Origin of the sequence: Streptomyces sp. NPDC049915 (assembly GCF_040656475.1) — a bacterium.
GTDB lineage: Bacteria > Actinomycetota > Actinomycetes > Streptomycetales > Streptomycetaceae > Streptomyces.
Genome location: NZ_JBFAMH010000011.1, coordinates 92,498 through 111,003, shown reverse-complemented (window position 1 = coordinate 111,003; position 18,506 = coordinate 92,498). Strand labels below are relative to the sequence as shown.

10 protein-coding genes are annotated in these 18,506 nt (G+C 73.9%); 2 read left to right on the top strand and 8 right to left on the bottom strand.

Annotated features, from left to right (window positions below; genetic code table 11):
- The first annotated feature begins 179 nt into the window (after positions 1-179).
- Complete coding sequence (locus tag AB0J12_RS20840; protein WP_363265794.1) at positions 180-1,163, top strand: LAETG motif-containing sortase-dependent surface protein; 984 nt, start codon at positions 180-182, stop codon at positions 1,161-1,163.
- A gap of 68 nt (positions 1,164-1,231) precedes the next feature.
- On the opposite strand, the gene AB0J12_RS20835 is transcribed toward AB0J12_RS20840, so the two are convergent.
- From AB0J12_RS20835 to AB0J12_RS20800, 8 genes are all read right to left on the bottom strand, one after another.
- Entirely contained in the window at positions 1,232-3,037 is a 1,806-nt protein-coding gene (locus AB0J12_RS20835; protein ID WP_363265793.1) for a GMC family oxidoreductase, read from the bottom strand.
- A gap of 42 nt (positions 3,038-3,079) precedes the next feature.
- The gene (locus AB0J12_RS20830; protein ID WP_363265792.1) at positions 3,080-4,693 is read right to left on the bottom strand and encodes a succinic semialdehyde dehydrogenase; all 1,614 of its coding nucleotides are present in this window, start codon (positions 4,691-4,693) and stop codon (positions 3,080-3,082) included.
- A gap of 103 nt (positions 4,694-4,796) precedes the next feature.
- The gene (locus AB0J12_RS20825) at positions 4,797-6,410 is read right to left on the bottom strand and encodes a serine/threonine-protein kinase (RefSeq protein WP_363265791.1); all 1,614 of its coding nucleotides are present in this window, start codon (positions 6,408-6,410) and stop codon (positions 4,797-4,799) included.
- A 56-nt stretch (positions 6,411-6,466) separates the two neighbouring features.
- Positions 6,467-8,119, bottom strand: coding sequence for a serine/threonine-protein kinase (locus tag AB0J12_RS20820; RefSeq protein WP_363265790.1), 1,653 nt, complete (start codon positions 8,117-8,119; stop codon positions 6,467-6,469).
- Between the two features lie 88 nt (positions 8,120-8,207).
- On the bottom strand, positions 8,208-10,076 hold the full coding sequence (locus AB0J12_RS20815; protein WP_363265789.1) for a serine/threonine-protein kinase: 1,869 nt from the start codon (positions 10,074-10,076) through the stop codon (positions 8,208-8,210).
- A gap of 58 nt (positions 10,077-10,134) precedes the next feature.
- On the bottom strand, positions 10,135-11,805 hold the full coding sequence (locus tag AB0J12_RS20810) for a serine/threonine-protein kinase (RefSeq protein WP_363265788.1): 1,671 nt from the start codon (positions 11,803-11,805) through the stop codon (positions 10,135-10,137).
- Positions 11,806-11,988: 183 nt separating this feature from the next.
- Positions 11,989-14,427, bottom strand: a complete 2,439-nt coding sequence (locus AB0J12_RS20805) for a protein kinase (RefSeq protein WP_363265787.1) — start codon at positions 14,425-14,427, stop codon at positions 11,989-11,991.
- 165 nt (positions 14,428-14,592) lie between these two features.
- The gene (locus tag AB0J12_RS20800) at positions 14,593-16,563 is read right to left on the bottom strand and encodes a protein kinase (protein ID WP_363265786.1); all 1,971 of its coding nucleotides are present in this window, start codon (positions 16,561-16,563) and stop codon (positions 14,593-14,595) included.
- A 764-nt stretch (positions 16,564-17,327) separates the two neighbouring features.
- Here AB0J12_RS20800 and AB0J12_RS20795 point away from each other — a divergent pair.
- Positions 17,328-18,503, top strand: a complete 1,176-nt coding sequence (locus AB0J12_RS20795; protein ID WP_363265785.1) for a serine hydrolase domain-containing protein — start codon at positions 17,328-17,330, stop codon at positions 18,501-18,503.
- Positions 18,504-18,506 lie beyond the last annotated feature (3 nt).

The following is an 18,506-nucleotide window of genomic DNA, read 5'->3' as shown; positions in this document are numbered from 1 at the left end:
CAGTTCTACGGCGCACGGCGACTCGGTCACAAGTCGCTCCGTCTTGTGACGCAGCCCACATAAAAACGCCGTGAAGACGGCACAACCATTCACAGGCTTCACTGATCCAACCTCCCGAAACCAGGGCCACATCCGCGCCGCCACGCGGAGCCCTCCCAGACGGACTCATTGAGGTCTTCATGAAGCTTCGCCGTGCCATGGCCACCGCGGCCGCTACGGCAGTGATAGCCCCGCTGGCGCTGCTCTCGGCGCCGGCGGCTTTCGCGGACGACGGCACCACGGCGTCCGCCAGCCCGACCGACTCTGTCTCGCAGAGCGCGTCCGCGTCCGCGTCGGAGTCGGCGTCCTCGAGCGCGAGCGCCTCGACGTCCGCGTCGGCCTCCGCTTCGCAGAGCCAGAGCGCCACGCCCTCGGCCTCCGCCTCGACGTCCGCCCCCACCTCCTCGAAGCCGTCGCCGACCACCACCGAGAGCACCGACCCCGGTGACGGTGACGAGCCCGCCGACTGCAAGGACTCCAAGGTCGACGTCGCCATCAGCGGCCTGCCCGGCAAGATCGCCGCGGGCAGCGGCTGGCACAAGTTCTCCCTGGACGTGACCAACAACTCCAAGTCCACGCTGCAGGACCTGGCGTACTTCGCCGGCGCGTCCTCCGACAAGGCGGGCGACAACCTGTTCAAGTCGGGCCAGGTGCAGCTGCAGGCCTGGGACCCGGACTCCAAGTCCTGGGGCGACCTGAACGAGGACGGCTACGCGGTGGGCTTCGTCGGCTACACCGACGAGCTGAAGCCCGGCTACGAGGTCGACATCCCGATGCGCCTCAACGTGAAGGCGGCCGCTCCGGTGGGCTCCGGCTTCACGCTCGGCGCGACGATCTACGGCGACGCCGACGCGCAGTGCACCGGCTTCGGTGACGTGGCGTACAAGTTCCAGATCGTCTCGGCCGGCACCGACACCGACGGCACCAAGCCGCAGGAAGGCGGCGAGGCCCCGGTCACGGACAAGAAGCCGGCCGGCGACACGCCGAAGGTCGACGGCAGCCTCGCCGAGACCGGCTCCAGCTCCGCCCTGCCGATGATCGGCCTGGTCGGCGGTGCCGCTGTCGTCGCCGGCGCCGGCGCGATCGTCGTCGTGCGCCGCCGCAAGGGCGCCGCGACCGCGTAACACCACCGCACACGACGTGAGGGACCTGCGCTCGGAGGGGGGCGCAGGTCCCTTCGTCGTACGACGGGTCATTTCTTGGGCGGCACCGCCGGGATGCCCAGGAACGGCAGGCGCAGCGCGCCGAACGCGTCGGCCGGGACCGCCGGGGACTTGGGCTCGACCGGCTTGAGGCGCTCGTAGCCCGCTCCCTGCGCCGGACGCGGGTCGGCCTCGCCCTTGTTCGGCCAGTACGACATCGCCCGCTCGGCCTGTGCGGTGATGGTCAGCGACGGGTTGACGCCCAGGTTGGCGGAGACCGCGGCGCCGTCCACCACCGAGATGCCGGGGTGGCCGTACAGCCGGTGGTAGGGGTCGATCACGCCGGTCTCGGGCGAGTCGCCGATCGGGCAGCCGCCGAGGAAGTGCGCGGTGAGCGGGGTGCCCATCAGCTCGCCGACGTTGGAGCCGGCGAAGCCGTTGATCTCGGCGGCGAGCGCGCTGGCGCCCTCGGTGGCGGCCTTGATCTGCTTGGGGTTGGGCGAGCCGTGGCCCTGGCGCGCGGTCAGCAGGCCCTTGCCGACGCCGTCCGGCTTCAGATAGGTCGTCAGGGAGTTGTCCAGCGACTGCATCACCAGGCCGATGATGGTCCGCTCCGACCACTTGCGGTTGGACAGGGAGCGCAGCACCAGCATCGGGTGCCGGGCGGCGTTGGCGAGCCAGGCCGCGACCCGGGAGCGGCCCTCGGCGAAGGGGACCTGGAGGATGGACAGGCTGCCCATCGAGTTGGAGCCCTTTCCGTAGCGGACGGGCTCGATGTGGGTGTTCTCGTCGGGGTGGATGGACGAGGTGATGGCGACGCCGCGCGTGAAGTCGGCCCGTGCCTCGCCCGTGGCCTTGCGGTAGCGCCGGTCGTCGGTCTGCGCGCCCACCAGCGCCTCGGAGTTGGTGCGGGTCAGCTCGCCCAGCCGCGGCGAGAGGTAGGGCAGATTGCCGCTCGCCTTCATCCGGTGCAGCAGGGTCTGGGTGCCGTAAGTGCCGGCGGCGAGGACCACCCGGCGCGCGGTGAAGGTACGGCCCCGGCCCTTCTTCTTGTCGTCGGTCGGCAACGTGGCGACCGCGTATCCGCCGCGGGAGTCGTCCGTGACGGAGACGACCGTGGTCATGGGGTGGACGACCGCGCCCGCCTTCTCGGCGAGGTAGAGGTAGTTCTCGTTGAGGGTGTTCTTCGCGCCGTGCCGGCAGCCGGTCATGCACTCGCCGCACTCGATGCAGGACCGCCGGGACGGACCGACGCCGCCGAAGTACGGGTCGGCGACCTGCCGGCCGGGTTCCGCCTTCGCGGTGCCGTCGGCGTCCTGGCCGTCGCCGAAGAACACGCCGACCGGCGCCATGTGGAAGGTGTCGCCGCAGCCCATCCGCTCCGCCGCCGCCTTCAGATGCACGTCGGAGGGGGTCATGGTCGGGTTGAGGCGCACCCCGAGCATGCGCTTGGCCTGGTCGTAGTACGGCGCCAGCTCCTCCTGCCAGTCGGTGATGTGCCGCCACTGCGGGTCGTCGAAGAAGGGCTTCGGCGGGACGTAGAGGGTGTTGGCGTAGTTGAGGGAACCGCCGCCGACGCCCGCGCCCGCCAGCACCATGACGTTGCCGAGCAGGTGGATGCGCTGGATGCCGTACAGGCCGAGCCCCGGCGCCCACAGGTAGTTCTTCAGGTCCCAGCTGTTCTTCGGCAGGCTCTCCCGGGTGAAGCGGCGGCCGGCTTCCAGGACGCCGACGCGGTAGCCCTTCTCGCTGAGCCGGAGGGCGGTGACGGAACCGCCGAAGCCGGAGCCGACCACGAGGACGTCGTAGTCGTACCCGTCCTCGTCCCGGGCCTGGACAGACTTCTCCTGCGACACGTGCTCTCCTCGTCGAGAACGGGTGGGTTGAGAAGGGGCGCTCTAACGGAGACGGAACGCCTTCATCAGCTTCAGGCTGCGGCTCATGAACGCCGCGTACTGCTCGTCGGTCATGCCGAGCGACGGGGCCATCGGCAGCAGGCGCTGGTGGGCGACCGTCTGGGCCTCGGTGTATTTGAGGATGCCCTCGGACCCGTGCCGGCGGCCGAGACCGGAGTCCTTCATGCCGCCCATCGGGGACTGGACGCTGCCGTAGGCGGGCGCGTAGCCCTCGTTGATGTTGACGGTGCCGGTGCGCAGCCGGGCGGCGACGGCGCGGCCGCGCCGGGCGTCCTTGGTCCACACCGAGGAGTTCAGGCCGTACGGCGTGGCGTTGGCCTGCTCGATCGCCTCGTCCTCGGTGGCGAAGCGGTAGATCGACACGACCGGGCCGAAGGTCTCCTCGGTGCACACGGACATCGGCTCGGTGACGCCGTCGAGGATGGTCGGCTCGTAGAAGTACGGGCCGATGTCCGGGCGGGCCGTCCCGCCGGCGACGACCTTCGCGCCCTTGGCGACGGCCTCCTCCACGTGCCGCTCGACGGTCTTCAGCTGGCGCTCCCCGACCAGCGAGCCCATGTCGGCGCCGTAGGCGAGGGACGTGCCGAGGCGCATGGCCTTGGTGCGGGCGGCGAAGCGCTCCAGGAAGGCGTCCGCGACCGACTCGTGGACGTAGAGCCGCTCGATGGAGATGCACAGCTGCCCGGCGGAGGAGAAGCAGCCGCGCACCGCGCCCGCGGCGGCCTTGTCGAGGTCGGCGTCCTCCAGGACGAGCATGGCGTTCTTGCCGCCGAGTTCGAGGGAGACGCCGACCAGGCGGGCGGCGGCGCGCTCGGCGACCTCGCGGCCGGTGCGGGTGGAGCCGGTGAAGGAGACGTAGTCGGCGTGCCGGACGACCTCGGGCCCGACGACCGGCCCGTCGCCGATGACGACCTGGAACACCTCGGCCGGCAGGCCCGCCTCGATGAGCAGGTCACGGGCCCACAGAGCGGTCAGGCACGTCTCGGTGTCCGGCTTCATGACGACGGCGTTGCCCGCGACGAACGCCGGGAGCGCGTCACCGACGGACAGCTCCAGCGGGTAGTTCCACGGGGCGATCTGGCCGACGACCCCGCGCGGGTGGCGCAGCTCGGTGACCTTGGTCAGGGTCGGCACCGCGCCGGCGTGCCGCTTCGGCCGGAGGTAGGCGGGGGCCTTGCGGCCGTAGTGACGGGCGGCGACGGCGACGGCCTGCACCTCCTCATGGGCGTGCAGCCGCGCCTTGCCGGTCTCCAGCTGGATCAGGTCCAGCACCTCGGCCTGCCGCGCGAGGACGAGGTCGTGGAAGCGCAGCAGAACGGCGGCCCGCTGCCGCACCGGGACCTGCGCCCACACGGCCTGGGCCGCGCGGGCCGCCTCGAAGGCCTTCTCCACGTCCTCGGGGGTGGACTCGGGCAGGTCGGCGAGCTTGTGACCGGTGAACGGCGTGTGGTTGGCGGTCCGGCCGGAGCCGGCCACACCCTTGGTGAGCTGGGCGACCAGCTCGGGGGTGACCACGTCGGCGGCGGTGCGGGCGCCCTGAGGTGCGGGGGCGAGGGGGTTGGTGCCGGTCTTGGCCGGTGCCTGCGCGTCCGTCATGGGCGCAGGGTATGCCGCAGCGGAGCCTTTGTGTACCCGTCGGTAACGGTGATTCACCGACTGCTCACACCTCGCCAGCGATCGCTGGCAACAAATGCGCTGATCAGGGCGTTGGGGCGGCGCTCCGGGATTCCTGCGGAGCGGCCCCGAGCTTCAGGCGATCCCGTGCGCCCTTGAACAGCGCCGTGCCCTCGTGCTCCTGCGCCGTGCCCTTGGGCATGTCGACCCGCAGCTCGTACAGCCGCCCGTCGCCGGTGCGCACGAAGAGCTGCAGAACCCGCGCCCGCTGACCGTCCGAGCCGTAGGCGGTGTCGGCGCAGACGGCGTCGTTCCCGTCGAGGCCGGTCCGGGTGAGCTGGGTACGGGCGTCGCGGTGCTGCTTCCGCCAGGTGCGCTCCGTCGCCCGCGCCCGCTCCATCGGAGACCCGGCAGCCTTGTCCCACTCCGCCAGCCGGACCTGTACGGCCCCGTCTGCGCCGTACACCACCTGGCGCGGCCGGCCTGCGCCGCCGCTCTGGCGGGCCGTGGGGCGGTAGCCGTCGGGCAGCACGAGTACGGCGTCCAGCTCCGGCTCCTCGTGCGCGACCCAGGTGTCCCCGGCGGAGGCGGCGGGCATCGGGCGGTAGGTGCCGTGCAGCTCGGTGGCTCCCGCGCCGGAGCCGCGGTCGAGGGAGGCGGACACACCGAACCAGACGCCGCCGGCGGCGAGGACGGCGAGCGCGGCGAGGACGACCCGGCCGCGCAGGACGGGACGGCGGGGGGCGGGGGGTTCGGCGGGGGACGCTGCCGGGGTGCGCTCCTCGGGCCCGGGATCGCCGGCCGGCTCCTCTCTTCGCTCGGCCTCCTGAGCGGGCGTCGGCTCGGGCTCTCGCTCCGGAACCTCACCGCCCCCGGCCGCCGCCAGCGCCCGCGCCGTCTCCTCGGGCCCCGGGCGCCGCTCGGGGTCGCGCTCCAGCAGGCGGGCGACGAGCGGGGCGAGCGGGCCCGCCTGCTTCGGCTCGGGCACGTCCGCGGTGAGGATCGCGGCGAGCGTGGACTCCACCGTCGTACGGCGGAAGGGCGAGGAGCCCTCCACGGCCGCGAACAGCAGCACGCCCAGCGACCACAGGTCGGAGGCGGGACCGGCGCCGCGCCCGGACATCCGCTCCGGGGCGACGAACTCCAGCGAGCCGACGAACTCGCCGGTCCTGGTGAGGGATTCCTCGCCCTGGACGTGCGCGATGCCGAAGTCGGTGAGGACGACCCGGTCATGGGTGCCGAGCAGCACGTTGGCCGGTTTCACGTCACGGTGCACGATGCCGACGGCGTGCGCGGCGCGCAGCGCGCCGAGGACGGCGCCACCGATCCGCGCGGCCTCGGCCGGCGCCATGCGGCCGCGCCGCAGCACCTCCTGCAGCGACTCGCCGCGCACCAACTCCATGACGATCCACGGCAGTCCGTCCTCGACGACCACGTCATGGATGGCGACCGCGCAAGGGTGGTCGACGCGGGCCGCGGCCCGCGCCTCGCGGTAGAGGCGGTGCGCGGCGCGCCGGTGGCTCTCGTCCTGCGGATCACCGGGCAGCCGGGGCTGCTTCACGGCGACGTCGCGGTCCACCTTCTGGTCGTGCGCCCGCCACACGGTGCCCATGCCGCCGGAGCCGATGGGCTCGACGAGCCGGTAGCGTCCGCCGACGAGCCGGTCCCGCCCGTCGGCCGCGGCCCCCTCGTTGCTCATCCCCCATGCCTATCGCGCCCCATGCCGCCTTGTCGATGTGGGCCCGTGCCCCGAACTCACAGCTTGTCGACGTCGAAGTTGGCGATCGCCTCCCGCGCCACTTCCCGGCCCCGCTCGTCGAAGTCGCCCTTGCCGGGATAGCTCACGGTCAGCTCGTACATGTCGCCGGCCTTGGTCCGGTAGTAGAGGATCCGCAGCTCGCGGGGGCGGGGGTGGTCGGTGTCGGTGGTGGTGTAGGTGATGGTGTTCTCGGCCGCCGTGCCACCGTGGAAGCCGACGTCGGGGCGGGTGTCCGTCTTCGGGTTCTTGGGCATCGAGAGGTCGTAGTCGCCGTTCTCCTTGTAGCCGGCGTCGTCGGAGTACATCTCGGCGTTCGCGGAGTCGGCGATGTTCCCGTTGGAGTCCTCCGCCTTCCTGTCCAGCTTCAGCTCGACCCAGATGCTGCCGCTGGGGTCGGTGTACATCACCCAGTGGTCCTCGCCCTTCGGGTCGGCCCCGCTGCGTTCGTAGTCCTCGGGGAAGGCGACCGTCGCCCGCAGCGCGCTCTCGTGCCGCGTCTTCCACCCGTCGGGCAGCGGCCCGGCGAACGGCTCTGCGATCAGGTACGCGGCGACGGCGACGGCGACCACGGCCGCGCCGATGCCCGACCAGGCCTTGCGGCCGAGCCGGAGCCCGCGGCCCCCGCGGTCGACGTACCGCACCGCCTGCGTCGGCTGCGGCGCGGGCGGCTCGGCGGCCGCCTTGAGCAGGGCGCGGACCTGGGCGGCGGACAGGCGGTGCGCCGGGTCCTTGCGGAGCAGTCCGTTGATGGCCTCGGCGAGCGGGCCCGACGCCGAGGCGGGCGGGGCCGGCGTGCCGTTGAGGACGGACTGCAGGGTGGCGGGCGTGTTGCTGCGGCGGAACGGCGAGACGCCCTCCGTGGCCGCGTACAGCACCACACCGAGCGACCACAGGTCGGAGGCCGGGCCGGGGCGCCGGCCGAGCACCCGCTCCGGCGCGATGTACTCGGGCGAGCCGACGAAACCGCCGGTGTCGGTCAGCTGGGTCTCGCCCTCGATCTGGGCGATGCCGAAGTCGGTGAGCACGATCCGGTCGTACCGGCCGAGCAGGATGTTGTCCGGCTTGACGTCCCGGTGCAGGATGCCCGCCGCGTGCGCGGCCTCCAGCGCGCCGAGCACCTCCAGGCCGATCCGCGCGGCCTCGCGCGCGTCGAGCGTGCCCTCCTGCAGGGCGGCGCCGAGCGAGCGGCCCTGCACCAGCTCCATCACGATCCACGGCCGGCCGTCGACCACGGCCACGTCGTGCACATTGACGACCGACGGATGGTCCAGCCTGGCCGCCGCGCGCGCCTCGCGGCGCATCCGCTCGAAGGCGTTGGCCCGTTCCCGGTCGGGCAGGTGGTCGGGGACGCGGGGCTCCTTGACGGCGACCTCCCGGTCCACCGTCTCGTCCTTGGCCCGCCACACGGTGCCCATGCCGCCGTGGCCCAGCTTGGCGAGCAGCCGGTAACGGCCGGCGATGACCCGCCCGGCGCCCGGTTCGACCTGGGCGGTGGACGGCTGGGCCGCCTCCCCCTCGGCCGCCTCCGCCTGGGCGGCCTCCCTCCGGGCGGGCGGCGCCTGGACCGGGACCGCTGCCGGGTTCGGCGGCTGCAGGACAAAGCTGGTCGTCTCGTCGGCCTCGTGGCCGACGCCCCCGTTGTTGCTCATGGAACCATCCATACCGTGTGCGGCACCTCGCCCTCCACAGGGAAACGCAAGTGGTCACACACCCGTGACCGTTCTGGACCGGGCGCCCTCAGGAACGCGTGAACGTGTCCACGGCCACGTCGAAGTACTCCCGCGCCTCGCGGACCTTCCCGACCGGCGCCGACACCCACACGTCGTACATCCGGCCGCCCTCCTCCCAGCACAGGTCGTAGGTGTGCCGGGCGCCCTCCGCAGCGGTGAAGCCGTTCCAGGTGAACTCCCACAGCGCGGCGGGCCGTCCGTCGTGCGTGGTCTCGGTGACGGTGCCGGCGTGGTAACCGGGGTTGGTGTCTTCGCCCTTGGCGTCCGCGCGGCGCATCACGGCGAGGGGGCCGCCCGGTTCGGGATCGGAGACCTTGACGCCGAGGCGGAAGGAGTCGTCCGGCGAGAGGTAGAACACCCGCTCGCCCTGCGGCCTGCGGACGAACCCGTCGGGCACGGCGAGCCGGAAACCGGCGGGGTCGTCGGCGATCCGGTACCCGGACGGCGCGGCGGGACGGACCCCGTCGCCGGTGGCCTGGGACCCGGTGGCCGCGGGGCCGGTGCCGCCGGCCGCGGATCCGGAGCCCGTCGGAGCCGGCGCCGGGGAGCGGGTGACCGTGACCGTGGCGGCGGGCGCCGTCGCCGGGGAACTCGCCCGGCCCGGAACCGCCGGTGGTCCGCCCTCGTCGCCGCTCTGCATCAGCAGCGCCGCCGCCGACACGCCTGCACCGGCCATCGCCGCGACGAGGAAGGCGGCCACCAGCACGCCGCGCGGGGAGCGTTCGGCCGGCCGCCCCTGATCGGCGGCGGTGCCGGAACGCGGCAGGTCGGCGTGCGTGGACGTGTAGCCGGCCCCGGCCGGCGCGGTGGCGTCCCGGGCCGGGTCGGGCGTACGGCCGGACACGGCGCCCGGGTCCGGACCCCAGCCGGGTGGCGGGGGCGTCCCGGGCCCCACGCCCGCGCCGTGCGGGAACCCGGCCCCGAAGCCCGCGTCCGAGCCCCGGAGGGAGCCGGGACCAGCGCCCGGAACGCCCCCCGTTCCGAAGCGCGTGCCCGTGGCCGTGCCGGCGTCCGGGCCCGCGCCCGCCCCCGTGTCCGGCAGGACTCCGGTGTCCCGGAAGGCGCGCAGCAGCCGCTCGGCCTGGGTCGCGTCCAGCCGCCGCTCCGGGTCGCGCTCCAGCAGCCCGCGTACGACGGGCAGCAGCGGCTCGGCCTGCTCCGGCGTACGGATGTCGTCGACCACGACGGCGTGCAGGATGCCGCCCAGCGAGTCGCGCCGGAACGGCGATTCGCCGCTGAGGATCGTGCACAGCAGGGCGCCGAGCGACCACAGGTCGGAGGCGGGTCCGGTGGCGGCGTTGGACATCCGCTCGGGCGCGGTGTACTCGGGCGACCCGACGAAGGATCCGGTCTCCGTCAGCGTGGTGGCGCCCGCGACCTGCGCGATCCCGAAGTCGGTGAGCACGACGCGGTCGGTGCCGGACTCGATCAGGACGTTCGCCGGCTTCAGGTCCCGGTGCAGCACCCCGGCGGCGTGCGCCGCGCTCAGCGCGCCGAGCAGGGCCACGCCGATCCGCGCGGCCTCGGCGGCGTCGACGGGCCCGCTGCGGGCGATCCGGTCGGCGAGCGTTCCGCCGTCGACCAACTCCATGACGAGATACGGCCGCCGGCCGTCGTCGACCACGTCGTGGACGACGACGATGTTCGGGTGCCGCAGTTGCGCGACCGCGCGGGCCTCGCGCAGCGTCCGGTCCCGCTGGGCCCGCGCCTGCTCGGCCGAGAGGGTCTCGTCGAGCGCGATCTCCTTCACCGCCACCCGCCGGCCCAGCAGTTGGTCGGTGGCCTGCCACACGATGCCCATGCCGCCCCGGCCCAGCCGTGCGTCGAGCCGGTAACGGCCCGCGATCACACGGGCATCCTCCCCCTCGGTCCCCATGCGCCCCATCATGCCCCACCGGACGTCCCCGCTCCGGGGCGCCGATCGGCCAAGAGGGCTACGCGGAGACCTTCTCCTGCCAACTGCGCAGGATCGCCTTGAACTGCTGCTGCGTGGTGGCCCAGTCTTCCGTCGGTCCCGACAGGAGCAGCGCGTACTCCGTGCCGTCGTCACCGATGTAGACCTCGTCGACGGCTCTGCGCGGGCCGGGGAACTCCGTGTCCTTGGCGAGCGCGGTGAAGGTGTACTCCCACAGCGAGGCCCGGTGGTCCCGGTAGGTGACGACCTCCAGCTTGCGCCGCCGGTAGTCGACGAGCCGGTGCAACTGCTTGTCCAGGGACAACTGGTGCTGGTACGGGTCGTTGAAGTCCGGGTCGGTGTCGATGGCGACGCGCAGGAAGTGGTTGCCGTCGTCGGGTGTGTAGTCGATCTGGGTCAGGCCGTCCTTGTCGCTGAACAGCTGCCGCTTCCAGCCCTTTGGCAGGGCGAGGCCGAAGCCCCTGGGGTCGGTGATCTGCTGCCAGTCGTCGGGGACCGAGCCCTGGTCGCCGCCGGTGTCCTTGGTTTTCGGCGGCGGCGAGGTGATGGCCGGGCCGGCGTTGCCGCCGTGTCCGTGGCCGTGGCCCCACTGCTGGAGCACCACCGCGGTACCGGCGCCGACGATCGCGGCGAGGGCGACGACCAGCGCGACGGCCCGCCCGCGGCGGCGCCGGGGTGCGGCGGGCGGCACCTGGGTGGGTCCCACGGCCGTCGGACCGGTCACCGGAGCCTGCGGTGTCACCGGGGTGTGGTAGCCGGACCCCGTGGGGTGGCCGGAACCCTGGCCGGAACCCGTGTGGTAGCCGGAACCCGTGTCGTACGGAGTCCGCCGGCCGCCGGGCTGGGTCGGCACATACATCTGCGCCGTGCGGGGCCGGCGGCCCTCCGCCGCCTCCGCGAGCATCTGCTCGGCCTCGGCGATGCCCGGCCGGGTGGCCGGATCCTTGCGCAGCAGCGCGGAGATGACGGGCGCGAGGGGACCGGCGTACCCGGGCTCCTCGGCCTCCTCCTCGACGACGGCCTGCATGGTGGACAGCGGCGAGGTGCGCCGGAACGGCGAGCGGCCCTCCACCGCCGTGTACAGCGTCGCGCCCAGCGCCCACAGGTCGGAGGCCGGGCCCGGGTCGTGGCCGCGGACCCGCTCGGGGGCGAGGTAGTCGACCGATCCGACGACCTCGCCGGTGCGCGTGATGGTCGTGTCGCCCTCGATCTGGGCGATACCGAAGTCGGTGAGCAGGACACGGCCGTCGTGGGAGAGCAGCACGTTGCCGGGCTTGACGTCACGGTGCAGGACGCCCGCGGTGTGCGCGGCGCGCAGGGCCCGCAGCACCCACATGCCGATCCGGGCGGCCTCGGCGGGCTCGAGGCGGCCCTGCTCCTTGACGGCGTCGGCGAGCGAGTGTCCCTCGACGAGCTCCATCACGATCCACGGGCGGCCGTCGTGTTCCAGCACATCGTGCACGGTGACGACGGCCGAGTGGTTGATGCGCGCGGCCGCGCGCGCCTCGGCGCGGGTGCGCGCGAGCAGGACCTGCTGGTCACTGTCGGAGACGTAGAGCGCCGCGGTCAGCTCCTTGATCGCGACGGCGCGGTGCAGCAGCTCGTCGTGCGCGCGCCACACACGGCCCATACCGCCGCTGCCGATGGAATCGGCGAGCCGGTAGCGGCCCGCGAGGAGCAGGCCCTGCATCTGATTCACGTTGCCCCGCAATGCTCTTGACAGGGTCAGGGTAAAGACCGGTCGGCGTCCGGGGAACCAGCGGGGTGCCACGGTGACCGCACTGTGACGGTTGTCGCTTTGTGTAACCGCGGGCAACCCGGTGGACCCCTGATGCGTACGCCCCCTTTTGTACGGCCCGTCTGTGCGGGTTGGTCAGCCCGTGTACTGGTAACTGCCTGACGCCTGCTCGTACAACCGCGTCACCTCGTCCCGTTCGGCTTCCGGGCCGCGCACCTGCACCACGTGGTAGCGCCCGTCGACGAGCAGTGCCAGGTTGCGCACGTACAGTTCCCGGCCGTCGGCGCCGGTCCAGGTGAACTGGCCCTCCGCCATGGTGCGTCCGCCGACCTGGATCGTCTTCAGCCCGGTGGCGGTCGCCCACGAGGAGTCCCGGTAGGGCTGCAGCTCGGGCTCCTTTTCCCGCTGATACGCCATCGGGTCGCGGCCGTTGCCGGCGGCACTGTCCCGGCCGGGGACGACGATCAGCGCGAAGTCACCGTGTGTGTACGTCACCTGGCCGCGGCCGTTGCCCGGGGTGCGCTGCCAGCCGTCGGCGACGGCGATACGGAATCCCGCCGGATCCTTACGCAGCGTGAACCCGTCGGGGATGTCGGGGCCGGTGGTCTGCGCGTGCGTGGAACCGGCCGATGCCGCCGGGCTGTTGCCGTCCTGTGTGCCGGGTGAGGTCTGCTCGGGGCGCGGCGCGCTGCTCGCGTCCGGCTCCCGGGAGGCGGACCCGGCCGTGCCGGTCCGGTCGGCACCCTTGTCCTCGGCGCCGGTGGACTTCGGCAGGAAGAACATGGCGTACGCGATCGCCGCCGCCAGCAGAAGCAGGATCAGCAGGAGCAGGGCCCGGCCGAGGCTGCGCGGCGAACTCTCCTTCGGCGCGGCCCGCTTGTGCCGGCCGTGCGGGGCGGGCAGCCCGCCGCGCCGCCGCCGCACCAGCTCGCCCCGGCGCCGTACGACGGGCAGCTTGCCGGGGTCCACGGGCGGCGCGGCCACGACATGCACTCCGGCCTCCGGCTCGGGCGCGGACCGCACCAGGGAGCGCAGCCAGCCGCCCAGTTCCTCGAAGTCGATGCGCTCGGTCGGGTCCTGACGCAGCAGCGACTCCACGACCGGCCGCAGCGGACCGCACTCCTCGGCGAAGGCGGGCGGCTCGGCGCAGACCATCTGCACCAGCTCGGACGTCGACTCCTCCGGATACGGCGCGTGGCCCTGCACGGCCCGGAAGAGCAGCGCGCCGAGCGCCCACAGGTCGGTCGCGGGACCGATCGGCGCGGCCAGCTGCCAGTTCTCGTGCACCGGCCCGGCCTGCTCCGGCGCCCACCGCTCGGTCACGGCGCCCACCACCGTCATCCGTGCCTGCCGCGCCCGCTCGGCGGCGAGCGCGGTGCGCGGGCCGCGGGGGCCCGGGGCGGCGAGGGAGGGGACACCCCAGGGCGCGGGCCCGGGACCGGCGGGGTCGCCGCCGGGGGTGTGCGGTGCGGTGGCGCCCCCGGCGTAGGGGTCGGCGATCCGGTCCGGCGCCGCCGGATCGGGCCGCTCCTGCCCTTGGCGGCCGTGGGCGTACGGCGACTGCGGGCCGCCGGGGGCGGGGAGGTCCGCCTCGGCCGGTGGCCGGGCGCCGGGCAGGGCGAGGCGGCCGGTGTGCGGGCTGTGCTGCGCCTCCTGGACTCGGGCCGCCGACCGCGCGCCCGCCCGGTACGCGGCGATCGCGCCGGCCCGCGCGGCGCGCACGTCCTCGGCACCGCCGGTGTCCGCCGGGCGGGCAAGCGCGGCCGCTCCGGCACCCGTCGGCCGGCTCCCGGGGCCCGGCAGTCCGCCGGCGGCGCGGGCCTGTATGGCGGCCCGCCGCGCGCCCTCGGCGTCCAGCACGGCACCGGTGCCTTCGGTCGGTCCCGGCGGGGGGACACGGCCCGCACCGGCACCGGCGTCCTCACCGTCCTGCCCGGGACCGGTCTCCTCCCCCGGCTCGGGCGGCACGGGGTCGTACCCGCACAGCGCCTCCTCGGCCGCGCCGACCGCGAGGCCGGTGAGCATGACCCGGCCGTCGTCGCAGACCAGGACGGTGCGGGCGGTGATGTTGCGGTGCACCCAGCCGTGCGCGTGCAGCACCCTGAGCGCCATCAGCACGTCGGAGGCGACCTCGGCCGCCCGGTACGGCGTCAGCGGCTGCTGGGCCAGCAGCGCCGCCAGCGGCCGCGCGGCCACCAGCTCACTGACGATCCACAGCGAACCGCCCTCCGCGAACACGTCGAAGACCTGGTCCAGCCGTGGATGGTCGGGTATCCGCGCCGCGGCCTGTACGGCCTCCACCGCCCGCCGCACCACGGGGTCGGCGGGACGCCGCACGTCCGCGCCCGCGCCCCGCCCGGCGCCCCGGCGCGCACGCGGGGTGAACCCGGCGGGCAACCCCTCGGCGTCCAGTACTTCCGCCTCGACGACCTCCGGCAACGGCACCTGCCGGATGAGGACTTCCTGCCCGCTGTAGGTGTCGAACGCCCGCGTCTCGGTGAGTTCGTACGCGTCGGACGGCGGCAGCGGCAGGCGGTAGCGGTCGGCGAGGACCCGTCCCGCGTAGTCGTCCACGTTGCCTCCCCCGGCCGCCCGGTTGGTCAGATCCGTTCGCCACGCGTCCCGTTGCGGGCATTCCCTCCGATGCGTACGGTCCGCGAACACTCACGATACGTGCCGGAGGCAACCCGCAAAGAGGGGTTGCCCGATCTGAATCGACGAACGCCCGGACTCCGGGCGTCACTTCTTCGGCTGGAACGTCTCCGTCAGCGTCTGCCAGGTCTGCCGGCGCAGGTCCCCGTCCCAGCCGACGGCCTTCGCCGTGTACATCAGCGCGTACCCCGCATGGTCGTTGACCACGAAACCCCGGTCGATCGTCCGGTACGGGGTGCCGCCCTCCGCGTAGGTGAACTCCCAGTCGGCCGCGTTCCAGTCCCGGAAGTCCACCTTCTCGATGCGGATCTTCTTGTACTGGGAACGCACCATGTAGCGCTCCTGGTTCCGCCAGTCCGCGACCGGGTCGTCCTTCGGCGTGGACGTCCAGGCCACCAGCAGCCTCTGCCCGCCCGGGCCGGTGAAGCGGTCCCCCGCCGAGCCCGTGGACTGGAACGCCCACCCGGCGGGCAGTCCGATGGTGTAGCCCTGGCCGCCCTGGTGCGTACCCGTCACCGGCGCACCGCCGGGAACGGCGGAGCCTGCCGTGCCACCGCTCGGGCTCGGGCCCCCGCCGGGCGTGCTCCCGCCACCCGCGGCCGACGTCGCCGAGGACGCCCGGGGCGAGGCGGAACCGTCCGCTCCGGTCGCGCCCCCCTTGTCCTCCTTGGTGTCCGCGGTGTCCGCGCCACCGCTCGCCACGGCCCCGGACGGCCGCGCCCCCTGCGCGCCCTTGTCGTCGCCGTCGTCCCCGGCCAGCGCGAAGGCCAGCACCGTGCCGAGCAGGGCGAGCACCGCGACCACCGCGATGATCACCAGCGTGCGCTTGGGCACCACATCGGTGAGCGGCGCCCGGGGCACCGGCCGCGGCGACAGGTCGAGGTCCGGTGGCGGCACCACGTTCCATCCGCCGCTGGTGCGGCTCTTGCCGGCGCCGGCCGCTCCCGCGCCGGCCGCCGTGGACGCGGACGACGTCGTCCTGGTGCTGTCCGCCGGCGCCCCGGACACGCCACGGTCACCGGAGGCGGCACGGGCCGCCGCACCGGAGGGGCCCGCGACGGCGGCCTTGCGCACGGAACGCAGCGCCCCGCGCAGCCGCTCCGCCGCCTCCTCGCCCCGCTTGCTCCCGGGTCCGGCCGGCTGCGGCGGCAACGGCACGACCTTCGTCGCGTCCGCCGCCGGCTCCGGCCCGGCCTCCGTGACGTCCGGAGCGTTGATCACGGCCTTGAGCATCACACGGGCGCCCGCGTCGTCCAGCCGCTGCGCCGGGTCCTTGTTGAGCAGCCCGTAGATGACGTCCTTGAGCGGCCCGGCGTTCTTCGGCTCCTCCAGCGGCTCGGTCATCACCGCGGTGAGGGTGGCGATCGCCGACCCCTTGTCGTAGGGCGGGGAGCCCTCCACCGCCGCGTAGAGCAGACCGCCCAGCGACCAGAGGTCGGCCGCCGGCCCCGGCTTGTGCCCGCGGGCCCGCTCCGGGGAGATGTAGGAGGGCGCACCGACGAGCATGCCGGTGGAGGTGATGGACGGGTCACCCTCCACCTGGGCGATACCGAAGTCGGTGAGCACGACCCGGCCGTCCTCGGCGATCAGCACGTTGGACGGCTTCACGTCACGGTGCAGGATGCCCTCGCGGTGGGCCGAGCGCAGCACGTCGAGGACGGCGAGGCCGACCTCCGCCGCGCGCCGGGGCTCCAGCAGGCCGTCCTCGCGGATGACCTCGGCGAGGGACTTGCCCTCGACCAGCTCCATCACGATCCAGGGCCGGTCGTCCTCCTGGACCACGTCGAAGACGGTCACCGCGCTGGTGTTGCGGATCCGCGCGATCGCCTTGGCCTCGCGCAGCGTCCGCGTGATGAGCCGGCGCTTCTCCTCCTCGTCGATGTTCGACGGGAAGCGCAGCTCCTTGACCGCGACCGTCCGCCCGAGGGTCTCGTCCGTGGCCCGCCACACGGTGCCCATGCCACCGCGGCCGAGCACGCCTTCCAGCCGGTACCGCCCGGCGAGGAGACGCTCGCTCGTGTCCTGACGAGATGTCCCCGCCCGCTCCGCCTCCGACATGCGTCCCCTCAAACCAACCCGCCCTGACAGAGCCTCCATTGTCCCTCACCCGACAAGTGCCCGGCGCACCCAGGGTGCCCCACGCACGCGGACCGCCCGCCGGCCCCGCCACCAGGCGGCCGAGCCGCCGTCACCCGGCCGAATCCCCCACACCGCCGCCCTGCATGATGGTCGCCGACACGGGCGGCCGAAGGGAGACGGCAATGGCTCCACGTCATACCCTGCCGACCCCTTCGGCGCCTGTGCGCCAACGGATCGTGGCAGCCGTTCGGCAGGCCCTCGGCCGCCGAAACCTGCCGAGCGCCGCGCCGCCGGTTGCTCCGCACCGAAGACTGCCGAGCGCTTCGGCGGTTGCTCCCGGTCCGAGCCTGCCGGACGCTTCGGCGGTTGCTCCCCGCCGGACCCCGCCGAGCGCTTCGGCGGTTGCTCCCCGCCCGAGCCAGCCGGGCACTTCGCCGGTTGCTCCCCGCCAGACCCCGCCGAGCGCTTCGGCGGTTGCTCCCCGCCCGAGCCGGCCGGGCACTTCGCCCGTTGCTCCCCGCCCGAGCCTGCCGGGCACTTCGCCGGTTGCTCCCCGCCAGACCCCGCCGAGCGTTTCGGCGCTTGCTCCGCGCCCGAGCCTGCCGGGCACTTCGCCCGTTGCTCCCCGTCCGAGCCTGCCGACTGCTTCCGCAGTGGCCCGGCACCGGACCCTGCCGGCCGCTCCCCCGGTTGGCCCGCACCGGACCCCGCCCGCCGCTCCCCCGGGTGCCCCGCACCGGACCTTGCCAGTCGCTCCCGCCGTTGCCCCGCGCCGTCCCCTGTCCGTCACCTCCTCCGTCGTCCCGCTTCGGAACCTCCTCACCGTTGCCCTGGCAGTCGTCGTCCTCCTGGGTCTGACCCCGGCGGACGACGGGACCTCCGCGACGCCACGAGGGGCGAGCGTCCCCACGGAGACCACGGCCCCCACGGCCACCGCCCCGGTCACCGGGACGCGGACCACGCCGGCCACCGACGCTCTTCTCCCCCTTCTGCTCACCCGCGGTCACGTCCCCGCCGCCGCTCTGCTGGCCGGTGGGTCGGCCGGCAGCCGTTACGCCCAGGCCGGGACCGGCATCTCCCGCGCCGACCACTTCCGGGCCGGCAGTCTCACGAAGACCTTCGTTGCCACCGTCGTCCTGCAACTGGCCGCCGAGCACCGGCTGTCCCTGTCGGACACCGTGGAGCAGCACCTGCCCGGGCTGGTGCGCCGAGCGGGCAACGACGGGCGCGCGCTGACCCTGCGTTCCCTGCTCACCCACACCAGCGGGCTGTACGACTTCACCCGGCTCACCGGGGGCACCGTCCCCGTCACTCCGCTGCAGGCCGTGCGCCTGGCGCTCACCCACCCTCCGGCCGACCGAGGCCGCTTCTCCTACTCCAACACCAACTACGTCCTGCTCGGCATGGTGATCCAGCAGGTCACCGGCCACCCCTACGCCACCGAGGCCGAGCGGCGCGTCTTCGCTCCGCTGGGTCTGTCCGGCACCTCCTTCCCTGGCTCCCGCACCACGCTGCCCTCTCCGCACGGCCGCGCGTACGCCGCCGACGGCTCCGACGTCACCGCGCTCGACCCGCGGGTGGCCGGGGCCGCGGGTGAGCTGGTGACCACGCTCGCCGATCTGAACCGCTTCTACGCGGCCCTGCTCGACGGTGAACTGCTGCCCCCGCGCCGGCTGCGCGAGATGCTCGACACCCGGGCCGCACATGGGGTGTACGGCATGGGCCTGTATCCGGTGAAGCTGCCGTGCGGCACCACGGTGTGGGGGCACAACGGGCGGATATCCGGCAGCTACGTGCGCACCGCCGCCACCGTCGACGGCCGTCGCGTCCTCACCTTCCGGGTGAACACGACCGCGATCGCAGATCCCGGCCTCGAACCGGCCCTGCTCGCCGCCGAGTTCTGCCCTCGCACCCGGTAGAAC